This window comes from Qipengyuania sp. ABI-127-1 (assembly GCA_022953095.1).
Lineage (GTDB): Bacteria > Pseudomonadota > Alphaproteobacteria > Sphingomonadales > Sphingomonadaceae > Qipengyuania.
The window spans coordinates 302,195-324,158 of record JALJCR010000002.1 but is presented as its reverse complement, the minus strand read 5'-3'; the positions used below and the strand labels follow the sequence as shown (position 1 = coordinate 324,158).

Here is a 21,964-nt window from a genome sequence, read left to right as displayed (position 1 = left end):
CGCATCCCGCTCAGTTGGTAATCAGCAGCGGGATACGCACATCCGACAGCATCTTGCGCGTCACGCCGCCGAAAATCCGCTCGGTCAGGCGCGTACGGCCATAGGCGCCCATCACGATCAGCCCGGCCTTGCGGTGTTCGGCATGGGCGACCAGCGCCTCGCTCACGCCCTTGTCGCCCGCTTCGACCTCGATCATCTCGCAGGAGATGCCGTGGCGCGAGAGATAATCCGCCCCGTTGACGGGCGGCAGCTCGGGCTCTTTCGTGCCCTTGCCCGGTTCCTTGACCGTGGCGAGATAGACCGCCTGCGCCTTGTGCAGCAGCGGCACCGCCGCCTTGAGCGCATGCGATGCCTCGGCCGATCCGTCCCAGGCAACCAGCGCCGCCGCGCTCGGGTCGAACCGCGTGCAGTTATCGGGCAGGACGAGCACGGGGCAATCGGCGGTCACCGCCAGCTCGCCCGCGGTGAAGGACGGTGTGCCATCGACCGTATTGGGATCGCGCGCGCTCACCACGGCGAGGTCGTTGAGCGAGGATTCGCGCAGCATCGCCAGCGCCACCGGCCCTGCCGCCTCGACCCAGTTCCACGAAACGCCCTCATTCGACAAATCGTCGAGCGTTTTGTCGCGCAGCTTTGCCGCCTCCTCGCGCCAATAGGGCACCATGGCGGCGAAGGCCGCGCCGTGGAAATCGATCGCCCCGGCGGCCTCGTAGGGGATGGCATGCAGCAGCGTGACATGCGCATCGAAGGCGCGCGCCAGGTCGAGCACGGCATCGAGCCGCCCGGAAAAGCCTTCGTCCCCGGTGGCGTTGAACAGGATGGTCTTCATGGCGTCGTCTCCCACTGGCGGGAGGGCCACAGGGCCACGTCCCGGCTTGCGGGGGGATCATACAATATCAGCGCGCCCACTCATTGATCTGTATCAATTTTCTGCGGGGATCGGGAAGGCGCGGTCTACCGCGAACGGCGCCTGGTAAAACCGTGACCTTCGGCGCGCATCGCGCCCGCCCCTCGGCCAGATGCGTGCGCGAGAGCAGCGCGAGAAGCGGGGATTCATCGGGCTTCCGCTTCACCCCCACATAGCACCCTCGCCGCGTCCGCGCGACATCCCACGCCGCCGCAAAGCCTGCCGCTCCGGGCCGGTCGCGCCAGCGATAGGCCCCGCGCCATAGAAACCGCCCGCGCCGCCTTCGCCACCGAAGGCGTGGCCGCCAGATGCCCGATAAACTCCGCCTGGCGCAGCGGCGTCCACCCGTCCGCGCGAACGCGCAGCGGGACGGCGTGGAAAGGCGGGATCGGGATGGATGGGGCGCGAGAGTAAGGCACGGGATGGGGGGGGTAGGAAAGCCCTAAGCCCTCACGTCATCCCAGCGAAAGCTGGGATCGCCCGCAATTAAATCACCACGTCGAACAGATCATCCCACTCAGGATTCACCCCCTCCAGCAATTCGATCTTCCACGCACGCTTCCACGCCTTCATCGCTTTTTCGCGCGCGATCGCATCCTCGATGCTGTCATGTTCTTCGGCATAGACCAGCCGCGTCAGCCCATATCGGCGACAGAAGGCCGCGCCCTTCCCCTCGCGATGTTGAGCTGTTCGTCGACTGAGGTCGGCAGTCACACCAATGTAGAGCACGCCATCCTTGCGGTTGCTCATGATGTAGACCCACGCAGTCATAAGCCCCGTAAAGTAGCAGCTTGTGGCGAGCGATCCCAGCTTTCGCTGGGATGACTTCTTTTGGGGTGGGGAGCGGCCATTAGAGGCTTCGGGCCAATAGCATTCCGACAAACCAAGCGATGCCGGTCATTGCCACCAACCCAAGAAACGCTTGAACCACAACCTGCCCCCATCGGTCACCCGTAATGACCCTTAAGGATGAAAGGTAGGCGAGCGCTATCGTGAGAGCAGCCCAAAGCAACGCGGTATGATCGTGGGCGAGCGCAACCCAGAGGAGTATTATCACTCCAACAATTACCAGCGTGATATTCAACAACCCCCTTCTCACCCTGCGGATGTTGGCCGTTTTGCTGAATGGCCGCAATGGCGTCGTTAGCCGGCCTCCCGACCTCACCCACCCGCGTGATAGAAATCGTAGATTTGCTGCGCCACGCCTGCGCTGATGCCGGGGGCGCGCTTCAGGTCGTCGAGCGCCGCCGCGCGCACCTTCCCCGCCGTGCCGAAATGCAGCAGCAGCGCGCGTTTGCGGGCGGGGCCGATGCCGGGGATTTCGTCGAGGGGTGAGGCGGTGATGGCGCGGCTGCGTTTGGCGCGGTGGGCGCCGATGGCGTAGCGGTGGACCTCGTCGCGCAGGGTCTGGAGGTAGAACAATAGCGGCGAATTGACCGGCAGCGTCTTCTCGCGTCCATCGGGGAAGTGAAACACCTCGCGCCCCTCGCGCCCGTGGTGCGGACCCTTGGCAATGGCGATCAGGGGCACGTGCTCGATCCCCATTTCCGCCAACGTGTCGCGCACCGAGGACATCTGCCCCTTGCCGCCGTCGATCAGGACGAGATCGGGCCAGATGGTTTCGTGGCTGTTGGCCTTACCCTCCTCGCCATCAGGGTTTTCGGCAAGGTTGCGGAAGCGGCGGCTCATCACCTCGCGCATCATGCCGAAATCGTCGTTGGTCTGGGCGGTCTTGATGTTGAACTTGCGGTACTGGCCCTTCTCGAAGCCTTCGGGGCTGGCGACGACCATCGCGCCCACGGCCTTCGCGCCCTGGATATGGCTGTTGTCGTAGACCTCGATGCGCTGCGGCACGTCTTCCAGCTCGAGGAATTCGGCGAGTTCGCGCAGGATTTTCGCCTTGGTGCCCGTTTCGGCCAGCCGCCGGTCGAGCGCCTCCACCGCATTGCGGCTCGCTTGGCTCATAAGCTTGCGCCGTGTGCCGCGCTGGGGGATCGAGATCGCCACCGCGTGGCCCGCCTTTTCCGCCAGCGCCTCGGCCACCAGTTCCTGTTCGGGCAGCTCGCGGTCGACCAGCACGGTGCGCGGGGGCGGCACTTCCTCGTAGAATTGCAGGAGCACGTCGGAGAGCACTTCGGGCAAATTGAGATCGCCCGTGTTGCGCGGGTAGAAGGTGCGGTGGCCCCAGTTCTGGCCGCCGCGGATGAAGAAGGCCTGCACGCCCACCTGCCCGCCCTTGGCCGCGAGCGCGAAGACGTCGGCATCGCCCACACCTTGCGCATTGATGGCCTGTGACCCCTGGATGAAAGTCGCCGCGCGCAGCCGATCGCGCAGGATGGCGGCGGTTTCGAAGTCGAGATCTTCGGCGGCCTTCGCCATCTGCTTTTCAAGATCGGCCTGCACCGCTCTGGATTTCCCGCCGAGGAAGTCCTTCGCCTCGCGCACCAGGCTTTCGTAGCCCGCCTCGTCGATCCGCCCGACGCAGGGGGCCGAACAGCGCTTGATCTGATAGAGCAGGCAGGGCCGGTCGCGATTGTTGAAAAAGCTGTCGGTACAGGACCGCAGAAGGAACAGTTTCTGCAGCGCGTTCAGGGTCTTGTTGACCGAACCGGCGCTGGCGAAGGGGCCATAATAATTGCCCTTGGCCTTGCGCGCGCCGCGATGCTTCTGGATGCGCGGGAAGGCATGATCGGCGCGCAGGAGGATGAAGGGGAAGCTCTTGTCGTCGCGCAGCAGAACGTTGAACGGCGGGCGGTAGCGTTTGATGAGCTGCGCTTCGAGCAACAGCGCCTCGGCCTCGGAGTTCGTCACCACGATCTCCATCGCGCGGCACTGACTGACCATGCGCTGGAGGCGGTTGGTCAGCCCCTTCATCTGCGTGTAATTGGCCACCCGCGCCTTCAGGCTGCGCGCCTTGCCGACATAGAGGACGTCGCCGCGCGTATCGAGCATGCGATAGACGCCGGGGCGCGGTTTCAGCGTCTTCACCGTCTCGCGGATCGCGGCGATGCCCGCCTCCAGATCGGGCTGCGCGCTGGCCACCGTGCGCGTCGCGCCCTCTTCGTGGAAACGCTCTTTTCCGCGGGGATCGTTGGGAGAACCGGCTTTGCTACGCGACATGCGGGTGGAGATAGTGCGCCCGAACCGCTTAGGCAAAGGCCGCTTGTGCAAAGGCGCGTTTGCGGCCATCCCCCACCCGATGGACGGGACTAAGATCGCGCCGCCGCGCACAGTCGGCTTCTGGGGGACATCGCTGTTTCCGCTGAACGGGATGATCGGGGCGGGCATATTCGCCCTGCCCGCAGTGCTGGTCGCGGCCGTAGGCAATTTCGCACCGTGGATGATGCTGGTGGGCGGGATTCTCTTCCTGCCGCTGGCGCTGTGCTACGCTTGGATGGCCAGCCGGTTCGAGCATAGCGGCGGATCGGTGCTCTATGGCGAGGCCGCCTTTGGCCGCTTCGTTGGCTTCCAGGCCGGCTGGGCGCGCTATGCCAGCGCCATCGTGACCGCGGCGGCGAACATGCATGTGATGATCGCCTATCTCGCAGCGATTTTCCCCTGGCTGGGCGAGCCGGGGGTGACGCCGGTCGCGGCAGGTATCGGGCTGGCGCTGATCACGCTCGTCAATCTCTACGGCATGCGCGCCTCGGTCGGCACGCTCGGCTTCATGACCGCGATCAAGCTCATTCCGCTCGGTCTGCTGGTCGTCTCCGCTCTCTTCGCGGGCAGCGGAATGGGCGCGGTGACCCTGCCCGAATTCAGCGCGGTCGAAACGGTCATCCTCCTCACCTTCTACGCCTTCATCGGTTTCGAGGGCGTGGTCGAGGCGGCGGGCGAGTTCAAGAACCCCAAGCGCGACGTGCCGCTATCCATCGTCACCATGGTGAGCGGGGTGACGCTTCTCTACATGGCGATCATCTGGGCCTTCATCGCGATCGGCCCCGAATTCGCGGGCGAGAACAATGCGCTGGCTGGCGTCGCGGGCGCATCGATGGGCCAATTGGGCTCGCTCGCCATCGTGATCGCGGCGAGCTTTTCCATCGGCGCAAACAATTTCGCCAGCGGCGTCGCCCAGCCGCGCCTGATGTACGGCATGGCCGAACGTGGCATGCTCCCGCGATGGTTCGAATATGTCCACCCCAAGTTCCTGACGCCCTTCAACGCGATCCTGTTCTACGGCGTGGTCGCGGTGCTGTTCGGCCTGTGGGAGGGCTTCGAAGTGCTTGCCGTCGCAGGCACGCTGGTGCGGTTGGTGACCTACATCATCACCAGCAGCGCCTTGCCCGTGCTCGAACATCGCGAAGGGCGGATCGTGCCCTTCCACCTGTTCTGCGTGATCTTCGCGGTGGGCAGTTCGCTGTTCATCTCCGCACAGGCGCAGGCGCAGGCATGGATGGTGCTGGGCGGCTTCATTGCTGCGGGGACACTGCTCTATTTCATCGCCGCACGGCAACAGCCCGAATATCCGATCGACGAGGCATAAGTGCCAGCCAGCTACGATGCGATAATCCTGGGCGCGGGTGCCGCCGGGCTGATGTGCGCCGCTCGTGCCGCCCAGCGCGGCAAGCGCGTGCTGGTGCTCGAAAGGGCGGAAAAACCGGGCAAGAAAATTCTGATTTCGGGCGGCGGGCGGTGCAATTTCACCAATATCGGCGCGGGCCCCGCGAATTACCTGTCGAGCAATCCGCATTTCGCCAAGAGCGCGCTGGCCCGCTACACTGCGCGCGACTTTCTCGAACTGGTCGAAAGCTACGGCATCGCCTGGCACGAAAAAACGCTCGGGCAACTGTTCTGCGATGGCTCGGCCAAACAGATCGTCGCCATGCTGCTCGAGGAATGCGCGAAAGGCGATGTGGCCGTGCGCTGCGGCGAAGACGTGGCCTCGGTCGAACGTGACGATGGCTTCGCCGTCACGACGCAGGCAGGCACCTACACCGCGCCCGCACTTGTCATCGCAACCGGAGGTCCGTCGATCCCGAAGATGGGCGCGACCGGCTTCGCCTATGACCTCGCCCGCCAGTTCGGCCTCAAGGTGGTCGAACCGCGCCCTGCCCTCGTCCCGCTGACGCTCGGCGGCGAGGAAGTGCTGTTCCGCGACATATCTGGCGTGTCGGCCCCTGTGGTCACGACTGCGGGCAAGACCAGCTTCGCCGAAGCCGCGCTGTTTACCCATCGCGGGCTGTCCGGTCCGGCGATCCTGCAGGCGAGTTCCTACTGGCGCCCCGGCGAGCCGCTCTTCGTCGATTTCCTGCCCGAGCGCAGCGCCGAATGGCTGCTCGATGCCAAGCGCGCAAACCCGCGCACTGGCCTCCGCACGCTCGTGCGCGAGGCCCTGCCCGCGCGCCTCGCCGACATTCTCGTGGACAAGCTCGGCATCGACGGCGATCTCGGCAACCTTACCGACAAGGCGCTTCGCAGCGCGGGCGAGCGGCTGAAGCGATGGCAATTCCATCCCAACGGCACCGAAGGCTTCGCCAAGGCGGAGGTAACGATGGGCGGCATTGCGACCTCCGAACTCTCCTCCAAGACCATGGAAGCAAAGCGTATTCCCGGCCTTTACGCCATCGGCGAAGCGGTCGACGTGACCGGCTGGCTGGGCGGCTACAATTTCCAGTGGGCCTGGGCGAGCGGCGTCGCCGCCGGAGACGCGCTCTAAGTCCTTGTTTGCGCTACGGCAGGCCTTGACCGGGGCGGCAAGTTGACGCGGAACCGTCACATGCTAGCCTCGCCTGCCACGGACCTGCGAAAATATGCGGGCCAGAGCAGGATGTGCGACCGCATTGCCCGACACATTGGCGGTAGCGCGGAAAGGAACCGATGCAGCAACTCCAGGGGATGGATGCGAGTTTCGTTGCGCTGGAAACGCGTAACTCGCCGATGCACATCGGGTCGATCCTGATCTACAACCCGGCGACCGCACCCGGCGGTTTCGTCCGGTTCAAGGACATCCTCTCTTTCTTCGAAAGCCGGTTGCAGCTGTCGAAGACGATGCGCCAGCGGATGGTGCGCGTGCCTTTCGACCTCGATTATCCCTATTGGATCGAAGACCCCGATTTCGACCTCGAATACCATGTCCGCCACGTCGCCCTGCCCGCGCCGGGCGACTGGCGGCAATTGTGCATCCAGGCGGCGCGCATCTTCGCGCGCCCGCTCGACCTCGATCGGCCGCCGTGGGAATTCACCGTGGTCGAAGGCCTCGACAATGTCGAAGGCGTGCCCAAGGGCTGCTATGCCTACATCACCAAGGTTCACCATGCGGCGATCGACGGGATGAGCGGGATCGACCTGATGGAGGCGACGCACACGCTGCGCCCCGACGAACCGCCCCCGCCCGGTCCCGACGAGTGGAAACCGGAGAAGGTGCCCAACCCCGTCGAACTGCTCGGCAAGAGCTATTTCAACGCGATCGCCAATCCGCTCAAACAGCTCGAGGTCGCCGCCAAGGCCGCGCCCGGCCTCGCCAAGGCGCTCAAGGGGCTCGCGGCGAAGGAATTCGACGTCTCGACCGAGATGATCGCGCCCAAGACCCGCTTCAACCGCAAGATCTCGCCTCATCGCGTGGTCGAAGGGGTCAGCGTCCCGCTCGCCGATATCAAGGCGATCCGCACGGCGCATGACGGTGCCAAGGTCAACGATATCTTCCTGACGATCATCGGCGGGGCGATGCGCCGCTATCTCGACCACTATGGCGAGCTGCCCAAGAAAACGCTCACCGCGATGGCGCCGATCTCTGTCCGCTCCAAGGGCGAAAAGAATGCGATGGGCAATCAGGTCGCCGCGATGATCGCGCCGCTCGGCACGCATATCGCCGATCCGCTCGAACGGCTGGCCTGGGTCAACAACCGCACCACCAATTCCAAGGCGATGACCGACGCCATGGGCGCGCGCAACATGACCGAGATGAGCAAGGTCAGCCCGGCGCTGTGGATGAGCCTCGGCGCACAGCTCTACACCCGCCTCAGCCTCGCCAATCGCGGCGTCGGCCCGATTTTCTCGACGGTGGTGACCAATGTGCCCGGCCCGCCCGTGCCGATCTATTCGGCCGGTGCGCGCATGGAGAGCATGATGGGCCTTTTGTGCCTCACCGACGGCCTCGGCCTCGGCCATGTCGTGCAGAGCTATACCGATGAGGCGACCATCGCCTTCACCGCCGACCGCGAGATGATGGACGATCCCGAATTCTACGCAGACTGCATTCGCAGAAGCTTTGACGAATTGCGCGATGCGGCGAGCGGTGAAGCCAAACCCGCCAAGCCTAAGAAAACCACCAAGAAACACGCCGCAAAGCCCGCCGCCAAGAAGCGGGCCGCACCCAAGAAAAAGCCGTCCGAACCAGTCAAGGGAGGCACCAAGGCTCCCTCCAAGCGTTCGAAACCCAAGGCTGCCCAACCCCTGAAAGGTCCGACCACAGAATGACGACAACCACGATCGAAGCCCGTCCGCCCAGCCGGTTGTTGACGCTGGCCGAACCGGGACGGGCCTTTGGCGAGTTGGCCAGCTTCTACGCCCTGCGCCCGCTGCTCTCCAGCCTGCCGCGCGGCGACGGGCATGGGGTACTGGTCCTGCCCGGCTTCATGGCCTCGGACTATTCCACCGCACCCCTGCGTTCGCTGCTGTCCGACCTCGGCTACGATGCGGCGGGCTGGAACCTTGGCCGCAACGTGCGCGTCGACAACACCCGGATCGAGGCGATGATGGACTGCGTCGAGGAATTGCACGAGCGCACGCAAGGCAAGATCTCGATCGTCGGCTGGAGCCTCGGCGGCGTCTTCGCGCGCGAACTGGCCAAGATGGCGCCCGAGAAAGTGCGCGGCGTGATTAGCCTCGGATCGCCGATCAGCGACGATCGCGGGCACACCAATGCTGCGCGCCTGTTCGAATATCTTAACGGCAAGGAACCCGAGCCGATGCAGGGCGGCAATTTCCGCAAGCTGGCCGAAGCCCCGCCCGTACCCACCACCTCGATCCTCACAAGGACCGACGGCGTGGTCCACTGGCGCGGTTCAGTCCAATGCGGCGACCGCGAGGATTGCGAGAACATCGAAGTGCTCGCCAGCCATTGCGGGCTCGGCGTGAACCCGGCAGCCGTCTACGCCATTGCCGACCGGCTAGCGCAGGCCGAAGGCGCATGGAAGCCGTTCCGCGCCTCGGGCCTGGCAAGCCTGTTCTTCCCGCGCCGCGCGCTGCATTGACGGGTCAGAATACCTTCCTCACGTCGATGCCGAGATAGCGCCCCACCGGATCGATCCGGCGCGGGTCGTAGGTATCGGGCACCGTGCCGCTGGCATCGACCACCCGGCGCTGGCCATCGAATATGTTGTCGATCCGGAACGCGACGCGCAGGTTCTTGAGCACGCCGTCTTCGCGTTCGAAAACCTGCCCGAGATTCGCGAACAGGCGGATATCGAAGGTCGCCAGATCGCCGAAGAAAAGATCGCTCGCCCCCGGTACGCCGCTGCCGCGCAGCACCGCTTCGCCGAGATAGCGGCCCGACAGGCGTATGCCGTAACCATCGAGAAACAGGCCCGTTTCCAGCCGCGAGCTGTGTTTCGGGATCGCCCCACTGCCCAGCACGAACCCGTCGAGCTGGTCGAACACTGGGCCGCCCCGCGCGAGCGTGACGTCGTTTTCGAGCGTGATCGTGTGGTTGATACTGGCGAAATAGCGCCCTCCACCGCTGGGGCGGCGGGCGAAAGGGTTCGCTGCCGGAGCCAGGCCACCGCCGTGCTGCCCCGCCTTTTCGCCACGCGGCGCATTGGGCCGGGCCGCGCACATCCGTTCGCGGACCCGCTTGAGCCTTTCCTGATCGATCTGGCCATCTTCGCCGCGCAGCCGTTTCAGCATGGGCGGCGGCAATCGGTCGAGCTGAGGCGATTCGCCGCATAACGCTTCGCGCATCCGGGCCGAGCGCTCGGCGTCGACCCGCGAGCCTTCGCGGGTCGCGGGTCCGCCATGGCCGCGCCCACCCGATGCCCGCGCGCCGCGGCCATGCCCTTCGCCCTGCGACCCGCCGATACGCCCGCGCGTCGACAGGCCGAAGCTCAATGTCCTGCTCCGGGTTTCGAACAATGTCACCGGCCTGCGGTCAATAGCGAGAAGCTCACCCGCTGGGTCTCGTTCGATCCGGCCGGGAAAGGCCTCTTCAAAGGCTGCGGTATAGGCCGGAGAGGACAAGGTGACATCGCGCGAGCGGTTGATGCCGTAATCGGCCTGGAGCCGGGTGTTATCCCAGAACGGCAGTTGCCAGTTGGCACCGAATTTCCAGTCCGACTGGGTTTCCTGCGCAAGGTTCGGGTTGCCGCCCGTAGTGACGGTGGCGAGCACATCCTGTCCGGTGGCGAAGTCGAACACCGGCACGTTGAATTCGTCGATCCGCGGATTACCCAGCGCGGATATGTCGGGCGCCACCTCGCGCCAGATGCGGGTGAGCTGGAGGTTCAGCTTGTCGAAGGGCGACCAGTTGAGCCCCGCCGTCCAGTTCGCCAGCCTGCCGAAATCGGACAGATCCTCCGCGCCCGCCGCCAGATTGATGCTGGCCGTGCCGATCGCGCCCCAGGCCCCGCCCCGCCGGGCAATGGGTATGTTGACGTTCACTCCGCCATCGAGCCTGCGCCGGGTGATCGATGCGTCGACGGCCGATCGCGTATCCGCGCTTTCCAGCCGCTTCCAGTCCAGGCCCAGATCGATGGTGGTCGATATCTCGCCGGCAGGCAGTTCGACCGGATAGCCCGTGAAAGTCGCTTTGTTGGTCACCGTGCGGAGCCGCGTCTCCGCCGTGTCGAAGCCGCTGCCCGTCCGCGCATCGATCTCGGTATCGCTGTTGGACAGCACCGCATCCGACGTGAAAGTCGCCTTCCATGATCCGATATTGCGATTGTAGGCCCCTCCCAGCGAGAGCGTGTCGGTCCGGTTCCGCCGCTCGATCGGGTCCACTCCCGCGCCTGTATCGCGCAGGCCCGACAGGCTCATGCTCTCCTCGCGCGACAATGTTGCGTTCAGGCTGATCGAGGATCCGCTGTCGACGAAGGCTTTGACATAATTCGCCGTTCCCTCCGCCTGCCATGTGTCGGCAAGGAGGCTGCGGAACGGTGCTTCATCGACGATGCCGGGAATTGCGGAAGGGACCGTGAACCCGCGCTCCGCCTCGGTCAGCAGGCTGGAATCCTCGATATCGAGATTGAAGTTGAGCCGCGCCCCGTCGGCAATCTTGAGATAGGTCGCCTCCTGCTCGTTGCGCCAGTAACCGCCACGCGCGGGCGCCTCCAGCTCGCCCTCGACGGTCAGCGCGGCGAAATCGTTCTTGAGCACGATATTGACCACGCGCTGGTCGGGATCGTAACCGAAGCGCTGGGCGATCTCTTCGGAAAACACCTCGACCTTGGCAACGCTTTCGGGGGGATAGGAATGGAACTCGCGCCAGCTCGACACGCGAATGCCGTTGATGAGGAAGACCGGTCTTCCGCCGCCACGGCCACCCCGCGCGCCGCCTGTCGCCGGTTCGATTGCGGCGATGATATCGGCGATGCTGCTCGCGCCGAATGCGGCGATGTCCTCGCTGTCATACTCCGCGATGGGCGGCTGATCGACAATAAGCTGTCCGCGAATGCGTTCGCCGGTGACGACGATCGTGCCCGGCGGCATGGGAATTTCCTCATCCTCTCCCGACACAGGTTCGGCTGCCTGGGCACTGTCCTGCGCATGGAGCGCATTCGCCCAACCGACTGCAAGCAGGGATGATGCAAAAAGTGAAAGCAATTTCAAGAAACAAGCCTTCCCTACGGCAAAATCGATCCATCCCCTTCCAGCAAAACCGATGCAGATCGCCAGGCCTGCGCGCAAGGCCCATTCCCGTATCGCTTTGTCGCAGATCGAACCGGAACGGTAGCTCGTCGAAAGAGGTAAAACGCGCCAAGGCTTCCCTTTTCCGCCCTTCACCGCTAAAGGCCGCCGCTCTGACAGCACAAGCGAACGGATACGACGGACTACATGGCGAAAGAAGAACTTCTCGAAATGCGCGGCAAGGTAGTCGAACTGCTGCCCAATGCGATGTTCCGCGTCGAGCTCGAGAACGGCCATGAAGTGCTCGGCCACACCGCCGGCAAGATGCGCAAGAACCGCATCCGCGTGCTGGTGGGCGACGAGGTCCTGTGCGAACTGACGCCCTACGATCTCACCAAGGCGCGCATCACCTACCGCTTCATGCCCGGTCGCGGCGGCCCCGGTCAGGGCCCCGGCCCGCAGTAAGCATCCGTGGGCCAGCCCACACTCATCCTGGCATCGGCAAGTCCCCGCAGGCGCGAGCTTATTGCGCGCTTGGGTGTGACGCCTGCCGCCATCAATCCTGCCGATATCGACGAAACGCCGCACAAGGGCGAACTGCCGCGCGATTATGCAAAGCGCATGGCGCGCGAGAAAGCCGAAGCCGCTGCCTCGAACGAAGGCCACGTCCTGGCGGGTGATACGGTGGTGGCCGCCGGCCGCCGCATCCTGCCCAAGGCCGAGGACGAGGCAACCGCGCGCCAGTGCCTCGAACTGCTCTCGGGCCGCCGTCACCGCGTTCTGTCGGCGATCGCCCTGCGCGCGCCCGACGGTACGATCCGCGAACGGCTGAGCGAGACGGTGGTGATGTTCAAGCGGCTCTCGGCGCAGGAGATCGGCGCCTATCTCGCCAGTGGCGAATGGGAAGGCAAGGCGGGCGGCTATGCCATCCAGGGCATCGCCGAAGGGCTCATCAGCCGCATCCAAGGCAGTCATTCGGGCGTCGTCGGTCTGCCGCTTTACGAAACGCGCGCCTTGCTGAAAGCGGCGGGGTTCACACTTGCCTGAGTGGCTGGTCGAAGAGGGTATCGGCGAGCGCCGTGCCCTGCTGATGAGCGGCGACACACCGATCGCCGCGAAAGTGCGCTGGCCGGGCGAGCTTCATGCAGGCGCGGAGTTCGACGGCAAGCTGGTTCGCAAATCCGGCGCGCGCGGCATGGCACAGCACCCGCCGCGCCGCGAGGTCCTGATCGACAAATTGCCGCGCGATGCCGCCGAGGGCGCCAGCTACCGTTTCGTCATTACCCGCGCCGCCATGACCGAACGGGGGCGCTTCAAGCTTGCAGCCGCCCGACCGGCCGCCGATGCGGGGGCTCCCGTCCCCGACCGCTTCGAAGAGGGCACGCCGGTCCGCACATTCCCGGCGGGCGCGTGGGAGGATGTGTGGCATGCCGCATCCTCCGGCGAAGTCGAATTCTCCGGCGGCTCGTTGTTGTTCGCCGTCACGCCCGCCATGACACTGATCGATATCGATGGCAGTCTCCCCCCGCGCGAACTGGGGCTGGCCGCAGTGCCTGCCATCGCGCACTGGCTCCCGCTGTTGGATCTCGGAGGTATGATCGGGATAGATTTTCCCACTCTCCAGACCAGGGCCGACCGCAAGGCGGTGGACGCGGCGCTCGAGGAAGCGCTGAGCGATTTCCCGCATGAACGCACCGCGATGAACGGCTTCGGCTTCGTCCAGATCGTCGCGCGGCTCGAAGGACCTTCGCTGCTGCATCGATTCGCCACCTCGCGCATAGGGATGGCCGCCCGCATGGCGCTACGCCGCGCGGAAACGGTCGAGGGGCCGGGCGTGACATTGCTCACCCTGCACCCTGCGTTGAAGGCCAAGCTCAAAACAGAATGGCTCACCGAGCTTGAACGCCGCACCGCGCGCCCGGTGCGGATAGAGACCGATCCGGGCCTTGCGATAGAGGCCGCCACCGCCCAGATCGTGGTCCATGACGATTAAGCCCTGCCCGATCTGCAAAAAACCGCGCAGCGAAGAGCACGCGCCTTTCTGTTCGAGCCGTTGCCGCGATCGCGACCTCTCGCAATGGTTCTGCGATGGCTATGCAGTGCCGGGGCGCCCCGCCCTGCCTGACGAAATCGCGGCCGAGATCACTGGCGGCAAAGAAGACTGAATTTGCCCCTTGCCAAGGCGCGCCAGCTTCGCCATAGGCGCGCTCTCATTGCTCGCGGGGCTGTTCAAGCCCCTTTGCCGAAGCAGTGTGCCCGGGTAGCTCAGTGGTAGAGCAGACGACTGAAAATCGTCGTGTCGGTGGTTCGACTCCGCCCCTGGGCACCACTTCGCTACCTTGGCCTCACCAACATCCGGCCCCCCCAATTCGGCGCGCACCACCGCAACGTTATTCCGTCGCGAGATCCTCTGCCGCCGAAGCGATCTCGGCCCATACCCGCGCAAGATCGGCTTCATCAATGCAATAGGGCGGCATGACATAGACCGTATTGCCCAGCGGGCGCAGCAGCAGGTCGGCCTCGCGGAAACGGCGCAGCAGGCGCGGCCCCAGATCGGACAGGTAGCTACCGTCCGGATCGCCCAGTTCCAGCGCCGCGATCGTTCCGCAGCGCCGCGCATTGCGCAGCATCGCATGACCGGAAAGCCTATCGAGATGCTGTTGCTGTCGTGCCCCCAGTGCGGCGACGCGTTCCAGCACCGGTTCCTCGCGCCAGATGGCGAGATTCGCATTCGCCGCCGCGCAGGCCAGGGGGTTCGCCGTGTAGCTCGACGAATGGTAGAAGGTCCGCGTCCGGTCGGTCGAATAATGCGCTTCCCAGATCGGCTCGCTCGCCATGGTCACGGCCAGCGGTACGGCGCCGCCGGTCAGCCCTTTCGACAGGCACATGATGTCGGGCACCACCCCGGCCTGTTCGCAGGCGGTCAGCGTGCCGGTACGCCCCCAGCCGGTCATCACCTCGTCGGCAATGAACAGCGTGCCGTGGCGCGCGCAGACACTGCGCATCTCAGCCAATATATCGGGCGAATACATCAACATGCCGCCCGCCCCCAGCACCAGCGGCTCGACGATGAACGCTGCGGCACCGGCCGCGCATTCCGCCTCCAGCACATTGAGGGTTGCCTGCGGATCGGTGCCGGGAAAGGGCACGCGCCCCACATCGAACAGCATCGGCGCATAAGCGGCGTTGAACACACCCCGCGCGCCGACCGACATCGCGCCGATCGTGTCGCCATGATAGGAATGGTCCATCACCACGATACGGGCGCGCTTCTCTCCGCGATGAGTCCAGTACCCGAGCGCCATCTTGAGCGCGACCTCCACTGCGGTCGAACCGCTGTCGGAAAAGAACACGCGGGTAAGGGCATCGGGCAGGATCCGGCACAATTCGCGTGCCAGGTCTTCGGCGGGCTGGTGCGTCCAGCCGGCGAAGATCATCTGGTCGAGCTGCCGGGCCTGTTCGGCGATCGCCGCCATGATGCGTGGATTGCAGTGGCCATGGGTGGTCACCCACCAGCTCGAAATCGCATCGATCACACGGCGGCCATCGGCGGTGTGGAGCACCGCGCCTTGTGCACGGGTGACCAGCGGGACGGAATCGCCCAGCCCGTGCTGCGTGAAGGGATGCCAGACGGGTGATTGGGTCATTGGAAATCCGCCAGATCGAAATTGCGCGCAAAGGCGTCGGCCAGTGCATTGGGCTCAAGCGGATCGAGCATGGGCAGGCGGCCGAGCCGTTCGACCACGCCCATCCGGCAGATGGTCGCCTCGCTATCCTCGATCGCTTCGCCGACGAAGGCGATCCCATGCACGGCCACGCCGCGCGCGCGCAGCGCCTCGATCGTCAGCAACGAATGGTTTATCGTGCCGAGCGCCGTGCGCGCGACCACGATCGTGGGCAGGCCCCAGCGCGCGAAGAGGTCGGCATAGAGCAAATCATCTCCGAGCGGGACGAGCGCGCCGCCCGCCCCTTCCACCACCAGTGGCCGCTGTGGTGGGAGCGCCAGCCGGTCGGGATCGATGGTGACACCATCGATTTCCGCGGCGCGGTGGGGCGAGCACGGCGTGGCCAGCCGATAGGCTTCGGGCAGCACCCGGTCTTCGGCCAATCCCGCCAGCCGCGCGACCTGCGTCCGATCGCCGCCTTCCTCGAGTCCCGCCTGCACGGGCTTCCAGTAATAGGCATCGAGCGCTCCTGCGAGCGCTGCGGCGAAGACGGTTTTGCCGACATCGGTATCGGTGCCGGTTACGATGAAAGCACTCATCAAAGAATCTCCGAAAGCGTATCGGCCAGCGCATCGATCTGCGGCCTGCCGACATTGAGCGTGAGCGAGATGCGCAGGCGGCTGGTGCCCGCAGGCACGGTCGGCGGGCGGATCCCGCGAATGTCGAAGCCTGCCTCGCGCAGGCTTTGCGCAAGCTGCATCGTGCGCGCATCATCGCCCACCACCAGCGGCATGATCTGCGAACCGCTGCGCGTGACACCGAGCGGGCCGAGCCGTTCGCCCGCATAGGCCACCAATTCGGCCAGCGCGGTACGGCGTTCGGGTTCATCTTCGACGATCCTCAGCGCTTCGCGCACACAGGACGCGATGAGCGGCGATGGCGCGGTCGAGAAGATGAAGCCGCGCGCACGATTGACGAGATGGTCGCGCATGACCTGCGGCCCGCATAGCAAAGCGCCCTCGCTGCCCAGCGCCTTGCCGCAGGTGCGCAATATGATGGCATTGTCCCGCCCGGCGAGGCTGTCCGCCAGCCCCCTGCCGCCTTCGCCGAACACACCGGTGGCATGGGCATCGTCGGCAAGCAGGATAGCGCCATGACGGTCCGCCAGTTCGGCCAGCGCGCCCAGCGGCGCACGATCGCCATCCATGCTGTAAAGCGTTTCCACCGCGATCCAGGCAGTGCCCGTCGCATTGCTCTTCCGCCAGCGGGCCAGCGCATCAGCAAAGGCATCGGCATCGTTATGCGCCACGCCGAACCTTTCCGCCCGCGACAGCCGCATGCCCTCATGCGCACTGGCATGGACCAGCTCGTCGTGAAAGATCGCATCACCGCGCTGGGGCAGGGTTGCCAGCAGCGCGCTGTTGGCCGTGTAGCCATTGGCAAAGAACAGCGCGCTTTCGCTGCCGAAGAAACGCGCCGCCTCCTCTTCGAGCAGCTCGTGCTCTGCGTGATTGCCGCGCAGCAGGCGCGATCCGCCCGCCCCCAGCGGAACGCCGCGATCCATTGCCGCCCGGACCGCCCGTTTGAGCTGTTCATCGCCCGCCACCGCGAGATAATCGTTCGACGAAAAGTCCGCGCCCTGCGGCAGGGTGAGGACTCTCCGGCGGTCCTGGCGCGCGATTTCGGCGAGATCTTCCTGCTGCGCGGCGAACGGGCGAAACGTGCTGGGGGAAAACGGCATCGCGGATGCGCTAACCATCGCGCCGCGCGGCTGCAATTGCTTTCGTCCCGCCGCTTCTGTATGCGCAGAACCATTCGCCCCGGCAGCCGCAATCGCCAGTCGATTCCGTCGCCGGGGCGCAAATCTTTGCAGCGCTAAGGAATGCACGCCCATGGCACGTCGCCGCCAGATCTACGAAGGCAAGGCCAAGATCCTCTACGAAGGCCCCGAACCGGGCACGATCATCCAGTATTTCAAGGATGACGCGACCGCCTTCAACGCCGAGAAAAAGGGCACCATCAACGGCAAGGGTGTGATCAACAATCGCATCAGCGAATATGTCTTCACGCGTCTGTCGCATATCGGCATCCCGACGCATTTCATCCGCCGCCTCAACATGCGCGAGCAGCTGGTCCGCCAGGTCGAGATCATTCCGCTCGAAGTCGTCGTGCGCAATGTCGCCGCCGGTTCGCTCAGCAAACGCCTGGGTATCGAGGAAGGCGAACTGCTGCCGCACACGCTGATCGAATATTGCCTCAAGGACGACGCGCTGGGCGATCCCAAGGTCTCCGAAGAGGAAATCGCCTGCTTCAACTGGTGCAGCCATGAAGAGATGCAGGATATGTCGTCCATGGCGATCCGCATCAACGACTTCCTGTGCGGCCTGTTCAGCGCGATCGATATCCGCCTGATCGATTTCAAGCTGGAATTCGGCCGCATCTGGGACGGCGATTACAGCCGTGTGATCCTGGCCGACGAAATCAGCCCCGATGGCTGCCGCCTGTGGGACATCAACACCGGCGAAAAGCTCGACAAGGACCGCTTCCGCCGCGACATGGGCGGCGAGAGCGAAGCCTATCAGGAAGTCGCGCGCCGGCTCGGCCTGCTTCAGAACGACGATAGCGGTCCGGGCGAAGTGCTCGACATGAACGCCCATCGCGGGCGGCTCAGAACCCCGTCCAAGCCGAAGAAATAATTACACGACATAGGTGAGCGCCAGCCCGCCAGGCGCGATGGCATAGGCACAGTCGGGCATGTGGTCGCCATCGACCTGGACCGGCGTGACACAGCGGTCGAAGGTGATCCGGCGGCAGGTGCGGATATCGGCGATACCGCGATCGACGAGCGACTGCCCCAACAGCGCGGCGATCACAAAGCGCAGCGTATCGAGCCGCGTCGAGCGCCCGAGCGTGATGAGTTCCACCGAATCCGCTTCGAGCGCGGCGTGATGGCTGAGCCGGAACGGCCCGCCATAGAGCGCACCGTGGCTGACGATGGCGGCCTCCGCCTCGCATTCGAAAGGCCTGCCATCGGCCAGCTCGCCGTGGATGGTCATGGGGTCGCGCGGCCAGGCCCGTACCTGGCGCATCATCGCCACCACATAGGCATAGCGCCCGATCCGCTTTTTGAGCGAGGAGGACACGCGCGCCACCGCCTGGCTGTCCGGCCCGATGCTGAGACAGGCGACGATCGGCATGTCCCCCAGGCGGTAGAGCGGTGATTTCACCCAGCTTTCGGGACCACGTTCCCATGCCGCGCGCAAGCGCCGCGCGAAGGCGGTCGGCTGCTTGGCATAGCCCAGTTCGCGCGCCACGAGGTTGATCGTGCCAGATGGGGCGATGCAAAGCGGGATCTGCCCCGCCCTGTCCCCGAGGGCTTGCACCGTATCGCGCAACGTGCCGTCGCCGCCATGGACGCAGACCAGTTCGGCCTTCCCGCTCAGATCGATCCCGTCGATACGCGACGGCAGCGGGTTCACCGCGAAACCCTCTCGTTCAAGTGCGACGACCAGCGCGGCCAGGCGTTGCTGGCGAAAACTGCCCGAAAAGGGATTATAGACGAGGTCGAGAACCGGCATGCACCGGTCCTATCGCGGTACCGGGCTGGTGCAACCATGCAATTGGCAGACGCAGCCGTGCATTCAGCGGATTCACCCGCATGTCGGGCTTGGATTCGGAGCCTGCGAACCATAGCGTATCACGCCATGACCGCATCCCCGCTCCGCCACATGCTCGCAGCGCTTCCGCTTCTTGCGCTCGCGCTGCCCGCCGCCCTCGCTGCCGGGGAGACGCCTGCGCCCGCTGCGGCCGAACCAGCGCGGGCCAGTACCGGCTGGGGCCACCCGATCTACGATATCGCGCCCGACCCGGCTGTGCGCTTCGGCGTGCTCGATAACGGAATGCGCTATGCGATCCTGAAAAACGGCACACCGAAGGATACGGCGGTGGTGCGCCTGGGCTTCGATATCGGATGGATCGACGAGGACGAACACGAACTCGGCCTCGCCCACATGATAGAACACATGGCCTTCAACGGGTCGCGCAATGTGCCCGAAGGCGAGATGATTAAGCTGCTCGAGCGGCTGGGCCTTGCGTTCGGGGCGGACACCAATGCCTCGACCGGGTTCGAAGACACGATTTACAAGCTCGACCTGCCGCGCACCGATACCGAGCTTGTCGACACGGCATTGATGCTGATGCGCGAAACCGCCAGCGAACTGACCATCGCCGACGATGCGGTCGACCGCGAGCGCGGGATCATCCAGTCCGAAACCCGCACCCGTAACACTTTCGCCATCCGCCGCCTCAAGCACTATCTCGGCTTCGTCGCTCCCGACACGCGGTATGCAATGCGTTTTCGGGCCGAGGGGACCGGGAGTATCATCGACAGTGCACCGGGCCGGGTGCTGCGCGATCTCTACCGCCGCTTCTACCGCCCCGACAACGCCGCGCTGGTGGTGGTCGGCGATATCGATCCGGACATGATCGAAGCGAAGATTCGCGCGCGCTTCGACGACTGGACGCCCACGCCCCCGCCCACGCCTACGCCGCGCGTCGATGTCGAGAAAGGCAAGGTCGATCTGGCGCGCGGCCCGGCGGCTGCCAATTTCGTCGACCCCGACGTGCCGCATGTGGTCGTGATCGATCGGTTCGCACCCTATGTCGAACACCGGCCGATCATCGCCGAAACAGATCGCTCACGGCTTGTCGCCCTCGGCACGGCGATCGTCAATCGCCGGTTGCAGCGTATCGCCAATGCAGCCGATGCACCGATCATCAGCGGGCGGGCCTCGGCCTCCGACTTTTTCGATATTCAGCGGCAGGCGCAGGTGCGGGTGCAGGCGCGCGAGGGCGAATGGCAGCGCGCGCTCGAAGTGGGCGAGCAGGAATGGCGCCGCGCTGTGCAACATGGCTTTTCCGACGCGGAACTGGCCGAACAGCTCGCCAATTTCGAACAGCGCTATCGCGATGCGGCCAGCCAGCAGGACACGCGGCGCAACCGCCAGCTTGCCGAGAGCATTTTGTCGACCGCCCGGCGCGACCGCATCTTCATTACGCCGCAAACGAGCTACGATATGTTTCTGGCGCACAAGCCGGAGATCACCGCAAAAGCCGTTTCGCAAGCTTTCGCGCAGCATTTCGCGCTGTCCGATCCGCTAATCCATGTGTCGACCAAGCAGGCCATTCCCGATGCCGAGCAGACCATACTCGAAACCTGGCGGAATTCCGCAGCGCAACCTGTGGCCGCAGCGCAGGGCCGTGACGGGCTGGCCTTTGCCTATGACGATTTCGGCAAACCATCCGCTATCGCCGAAGATACCACGATCGCGGATCTCGGTGTCAGGACGATACGGTTCGAAAATAATGTTCGATTGAACTTGAAGTTTACCGACTTCGAAAGGGATCGCCTGCGGTTTGCGCTCCGGATCGGGTCGGGTAAACTGGCCCTGCCCGCCACCGAAATGGGGCAAGCCAGCTTCCTGTCATCGGTCGGCGCGCTTGGCGGTCTGGGCGAGCATAGTTACGACGAGCTGCGCCAGATCCTCGCCGGACACCGCCTGACTTACGGTTTCCACGCGGGCGAGGACCAGTTCTCCGTGCGGGGCAGCGGAACCATGGCCGATCTGCCGCTGCAAATGCGCCTTAGCGCTGCCTATATCAGCGACCCCGGCCTGCGATCGGAAATGCTCAGCCGCTGGCAGACGATCCTGCCGCCTTACCTCGCCCAGCTCGACGCGACCCCGCAAGCGGTCGCGCGCGCGCAGGTCGCGCGGTTGGTGGCCGACGGAAACCCCCGCTTCGGCATCCCGTCCGAAGCGGACCTGGCTGGCGCGACGCTGGACGCCGCACGCCGCCTGATTGTCCCGCAGTTCGCTACCGCCCCGATCGAAATCTCAATCGTCGGAGATTTCGACGCCGACGCGGTGATTGCCGCGGTAGCCGAAACCTTCGGCGCCTTGCCGCCACGCGCGGCGACGTTCGATGAGTGGGAAAGCGAACGTGTTGCCCGCTTCACCGCCGACCGCAGCGAGCGCGTGCTGACGCATGCCGGTGCGCCCGATCAGGCGCTGGCGATGACCATCTGGCCGACCACCGATGACGACGACGCGCAGGAAGAGGCGGCGATGCAACTGCTCGCCGGCGTGATGCGGCTCGAAATGCTCGAACGTATCCGCGAGGAACTGGGCGCTTCCTATTCGCCCGGCGCCAGTTCGAGTATGTCGCACATCTATCGCGATTTCGGGACCTTCTCGACATCGATCGTGGTTGCACCGGAACAGGCGGACGAGGTGTTTGCGGTCATCGATACGATCGCAAGAGCCTTTCGGGATGCCCCGGTCGACGCCGACCTGCTCGACCGCGCCCGCGCGCCCCTGCTCGAACGGATCGCGCTCAGCCGCCGCGAAAACGGCTGGTGGCTACGGGCGATCGACGAAGCGCAATTGCGCGCCGAGCGGCTCGACCGGGTGCGCAGTTACGAGGATCGCATCCGCGCGGTCACGCCCGCAATGCTGCAGGAAGCCGCGCGCCGCTATCTCGACCCGGACGAAGCGCTGCGCATCCGCATCCTGCACGAAAGCCTCGTGCCCTGAACACACGAAGAGGGCCGGGA

18 protein-coding genes and 1 tRNA gene are annotated in these 21,964 nt (G+C 65.1%); 11 read left to right on the top strand and 8 right to left on the bottom strand.

The features are described from left to right. Window positions 1–10: 10 nt before the first annotated feature. The 3 genes from MUY37_RS11000 to uvrC form a co-directional block, all read right to left on the bottom strand. On the bottom strand, window positions 11–829 hold the full coding sequence (locus MUY37_RS11000) for a universal stress protein (protein WP_499195408.1): 819 nt from the start codon (window positions 827–829) through the stop codon (window positions 11–13). Window positions 830–1,393: 564 nt separating this feature from the next. Further along, window positions 1,394–1,678, bottom strand: a complete 285-nt coding sequence (locus MUY37_RS10995; protein ID WP_499195407.1) for a GIY-YIG nuclease family protein — start codon at window positions 1,676–1,678, stop codon at window positions 1,394–1,396. Between the two features lie 390 nt (window positions 1,679–2,068). After that, window positions 2,069–4,027, bottom strand: a complete 1,959-nt coding sequence (gene uvrC, locus MUY37_RS10990) for an excinuclease ABC subunit UvrC (protein WP_499195406.1) — start codon at window positions 4,025–4,027, stop codon at window positions 2,069–2,071. Between the two features lie 79 nt (window positions 4,028–4,106). Between uvrC and MUY37_RS10985 the strand changes: the two genes are divergently transcribed. The 4 genes from MUY37_RS10985 to MUY37_RS10970 all read left to right on the top strand — a co-directional run bounded on the left by MUY37_RS10985 (window position 4,107) and on the right by MUY37_RS10970 (window position 9,099). After that, window positions 4,107–5,390: an APC family permease gene (locus MUY37_RS10985; RefSeq protein WP_499195405.1), complete on the top strand. Its 1,284-nt coding sequence runs from the start codon at window positions 4,107–4,109 to the stop codon at window positions 5,388–5,390. A gap of 51 nt (window positions 5,391–5,441) precedes the next feature. Beyond that, a complete protein-coding gene (locus MUY37_RS10980; protein WP_499195717.1) occupies window positions 5,442–6,563 on the top strand; it encodes a BaiN/RdsA family NAD(P)/FAD-dependent oxidoreductase in 1,122 nt (373 codons plus the stop codon). Between the two features lie 161 nt (window positions 6,564–6,724). Then, window positions 6,725–8,323, top strand: coding sequence for a WS/DGAT/MGAT family O-acyltransferase (locus MUY37_RS10975; protein WP_499195404.1), 1,599 nt, complete (start codon window positions 6,725–6,727; stop codon window positions 8,321–8,323). After that, window positions 8,320–9,099 carry an esterase/lipase family protein gene (locus MUY37_RS10970; RefSeq protein WP_499195403.1) on the top strand — a complete coding sequence of 260 codons (780 nt, stop codon included), beginning with the start codon at window positions 8,320–8,322 and terminating at the stop codon, window positions 9,097–9,099. The genes MUY37_RS10975 and MUY37_RS10970 overlap by 4 nt, the downstream gene beginning before the upstream one ends. A 4-nt stretch (window positions 9,100–9,103) precedes the next feature. Here MUY37_RS10970 and MUY37_RS10965 read toward each other — a convergent pair whose 3' ends face one another. After that, window positions 9,104–11,668, bottom strand: coding sequence for a TonB-dependent receptor (locus MUY37_RS10965; protein WP_499195402.1), 2,565 nt, complete (start codon window positions 11,666–11,668; stop codon window positions 9,104–9,106). Between the two features lie 225 nt (window positions 11,669–11,893). Between MUY37_RS10965 and infA the strand changes: the two genes are divergently transcribed. From infA to MUY37_RS10940, 5 genes are all read left to right on the top strand, one after another. Then, window positions 11,894–12,151 (top strand): translation initiation factor IF-1, encoded by a 258-nt coding sequence (infA, locus tag MUY37_RS10960; RefSeq protein ID WP_011413465.1) that lies wholly within the window; start codon window positions 11,894–11,896, stop codon window positions 12,149–12,151. Window positions 12,152–12,157: 6 nt separating this feature from the next. Beyond that, the gene (locus MUY37_RS10955) at window positions 12,158–12,733 is read left to right on the top strand and encodes a Maf family protein (RefSeq protein ID WP_499195401.1); all 576 of its coding nucleotides are present in this window, start codon (window positions 12,158–12,160) and stop codon (window positions 12,731–12,733) included. Beyond that, window positions 12,726–13,679 carry a ribonuclease E/G gene (locus MUY37_RS10950; protein WP_499195400.1) on the top strand — a complete coding sequence of 318 codons (954 nt, stop codon included), beginning with the start codon at window positions 12,726–12,728 and terminating at the stop codon, window positions 13,677–13,679. Before MUY37_RS10955 ends, MUY37_RS10950 begins: the two co-directional genes overlap by 8 nt. Further along, window positions 13,669–13,851, top strand: coding sequence for a DNA gyrase inhibitor YacG (gene yacG / locus MUY37_RS10945; protein WP_499195399.1), 183 nt, complete (start codon window positions 13,669–13,671; stop codon window positions 13,849–13,851). Before MUY37_RS10950 ends, yacG begins: the two co-directional genes overlap by 11 nt. Before the next feature lie 89 nt (window positions 13,852–13,940). Next, window positions 13,941–14,015, top strand: a tRNA-Phe gene (locus MUY37_RS10940). Between the two features lie 61 nt (window positions 14,016–14,076). Here the strand turns inward: MUY37_RS10940 and MUY37_RS10935 are convergent. Genes MUY37_RS10935 through MUY37_RS10925 form a run of 3 tightly spaced genes read right to left on the bottom strand, consistent with a single transcriptional unit; the run spans window position 14,077 to window position 17,092 of the window. After that, on the bottom strand, window positions 14,077–15,333 hold the full coding sequence (locus MUY37_RS10935; RefSeq protein WP_499195398.1) for an adenosylmethionine--8-amino-7-oxononanoate transaminase: 1,257 nt from the start codon (window positions 15,331–15,333) through the stop codon (window positions 14,077–14,079). After that, window positions 15,330–15,950 (bottom strand): dethiobiotin synthase, encoded by a 621-nt coding sequence (bioD, locus tag MUY37_RS10930; RefSeq protein WP_499195397.1) that lies wholly within the window; start codon window positions 15,948–15,950, stop codon window positions 15,330–15,332. The genes MUY37_RS10935 and bioD overlap by 4 nt, the downstream gene beginning before the upstream one ends. Beyond that, window positions 15,950–17,092 carry an 8-amino-7-oxononanoate synthase gene (locus tag MUY37_RS10925; protein WP_499195396.1) on the bottom strand — a complete coding sequence of 381 codons (1,143 nt, stop codon included), beginning with the start codon at window positions 17,090–17,092 and terminating at the stop codon, window positions 15,950–15,952. The genes bioD and MUY37_RS10925 overlap by 1 nt, the downstream gene beginning before the upstream one ends. Before the next feature lie 151 nt (window positions 17,093–17,243). On the opposite strand from MUY37_RS10925, the gene purC reads away from it, so the two are divergent. Beyond that, a complete protein-coding gene (purC, locus tag MUY37_RS10920) occupies window positions 17,244–18,047 on the top strand; it encodes a phosphoribosylaminoimidazolesuccinocarboxamide synthase (protein ID WP_499195395.1) in 804 nt (267 codons plus the stop codon). Here purC and MUY37_RS10915 read toward each other — a convergent pair whose 3' ends face one another. Continuing rightward, entirely contained in the window at window positions 18,048–18,929 is an 882-nt protein-coding gene (locus MUY37_RS10915) for a diacylglycerol/lipid kinase family protein (protein ID WP_499195394.1), read from the bottom strand. It lies immediately after the preceding gene. Window positions 18,930–19,055: 126 nt separating this feature from the next. Between MUY37_RS10915 and MUY37_RS10910 the strand changes: the two genes are divergently transcribed. Continuing rightward, a complete protein-coding gene (locus MUY37_RS10910; protein WP_499195393.1) occupies window positions 19,056–21,944 on the top strand; it encodes a M16 family metallopeptidase in 2,889 nt (962 codons plus the stop codon). The last annotated feature ends 20 nt before the right edge of the window (window positions 21,945–21,964 follow it).

Coding starts and splice junctions, on each gene's coding strand:
- MUY37_RS11000 (WP_499195408.1), bottom strand. CDS start 829: ATGAAGACCATCCTGTTCAACGCCACCGGGGACGAAGGCTTTTCCGGG.
- MUY37_RS10995 (WP_499195407.1), bottom strand. CDS start 1,678: ATGACTGCGTGGGTCTACATCATGAGCAACCGCAAGGATGGCGTGCTC.
- uvrC (WP_499195406.1), bottom strand. CDS start 4,027: ATGTCGCGTAGCAAAGCCGGTTCTCCCAACGATCCCCGCGGAAAAGAG.
- MUY37_RS10985 (WP_499195405.1), top strand. CDS start 4,107: ATGGACGGGACTAAGATCGCGCCGCCGCGCACAGTCGGCTTCTGGGGG.
- MUY37_RS10980 (WP_499195717.1), top strand. CDS start 5,442: ATGTGCGCCGCTCGTGCCGCCCAGCGCGGCAAGCGCGTGCTGGTGCTC.
- MUY37_RS10975 (WP_499195404.1), top strand. CDS start 6,725: ATGCAGCAACTCCAGGGGATGGATGCGAGTTTCGTTGCGCTGGAAACG.
- MUY37_RS10970 (WP_499195403.1), top strand. CDS start 8,320: ATGACGACAACCACGATCGAAGCCCGTCCGCCCAGCCGGTTGTTGACG.
- infA (WP_011413465.1), top strand. CDS start 11,894: ATGGCGAAAGAAGAACTTCTCGAAATGCGCGGCAAGGTAGTCGAACTG.
- yacG (WP_499195399.1), top strand. CDS start 13,669: ATGACGATTAAGCCCTGCCCGATCTGCAAAAAACCGCGCAGCGAAGAG.
- MUY37_RS10935 (WP_499195398.1), bottom strand. CDS start 15,333: ATGACCCAATCACCCGTCTGGCATCCCTTCACGCAGCACGGGCTGGGC.
- bioD (WP_499195397.1), bottom strand. CDS start 15,950: ATGAGTGCTTTCATCGTAACCGGCACCGATACCGATGTCGGCAAAACC.
- MUY37_RS10925 (WP_499195396.1), bottom strand. CDS start 17,092: ATGCCGTTTTCCCCCAGCACGTTTCGCCCGTTCGCCGCGCAGCAGGAA.
- purC (WP_499195395.1), top strand. CDS start 17,244: ATGGCACGTCGCCGCCAGATCTACGAAGGCAAGGCCAAGATCCTCTAC.
- MUY37_RS10915 (WP_499195394.1), bottom strand. CDS start 18,929: ATGCCGGTTCTCGACCTCGTCTATAATCCCTTTTCGGGCAGTTTTCGC.
- MUY37_RS10910 (WP_499195393.1), top strand. CDS start 19,056: ATGACCGCATCCCCGCTCCGCCACATGCTCGCAGCGCTTCCGCTTCTT.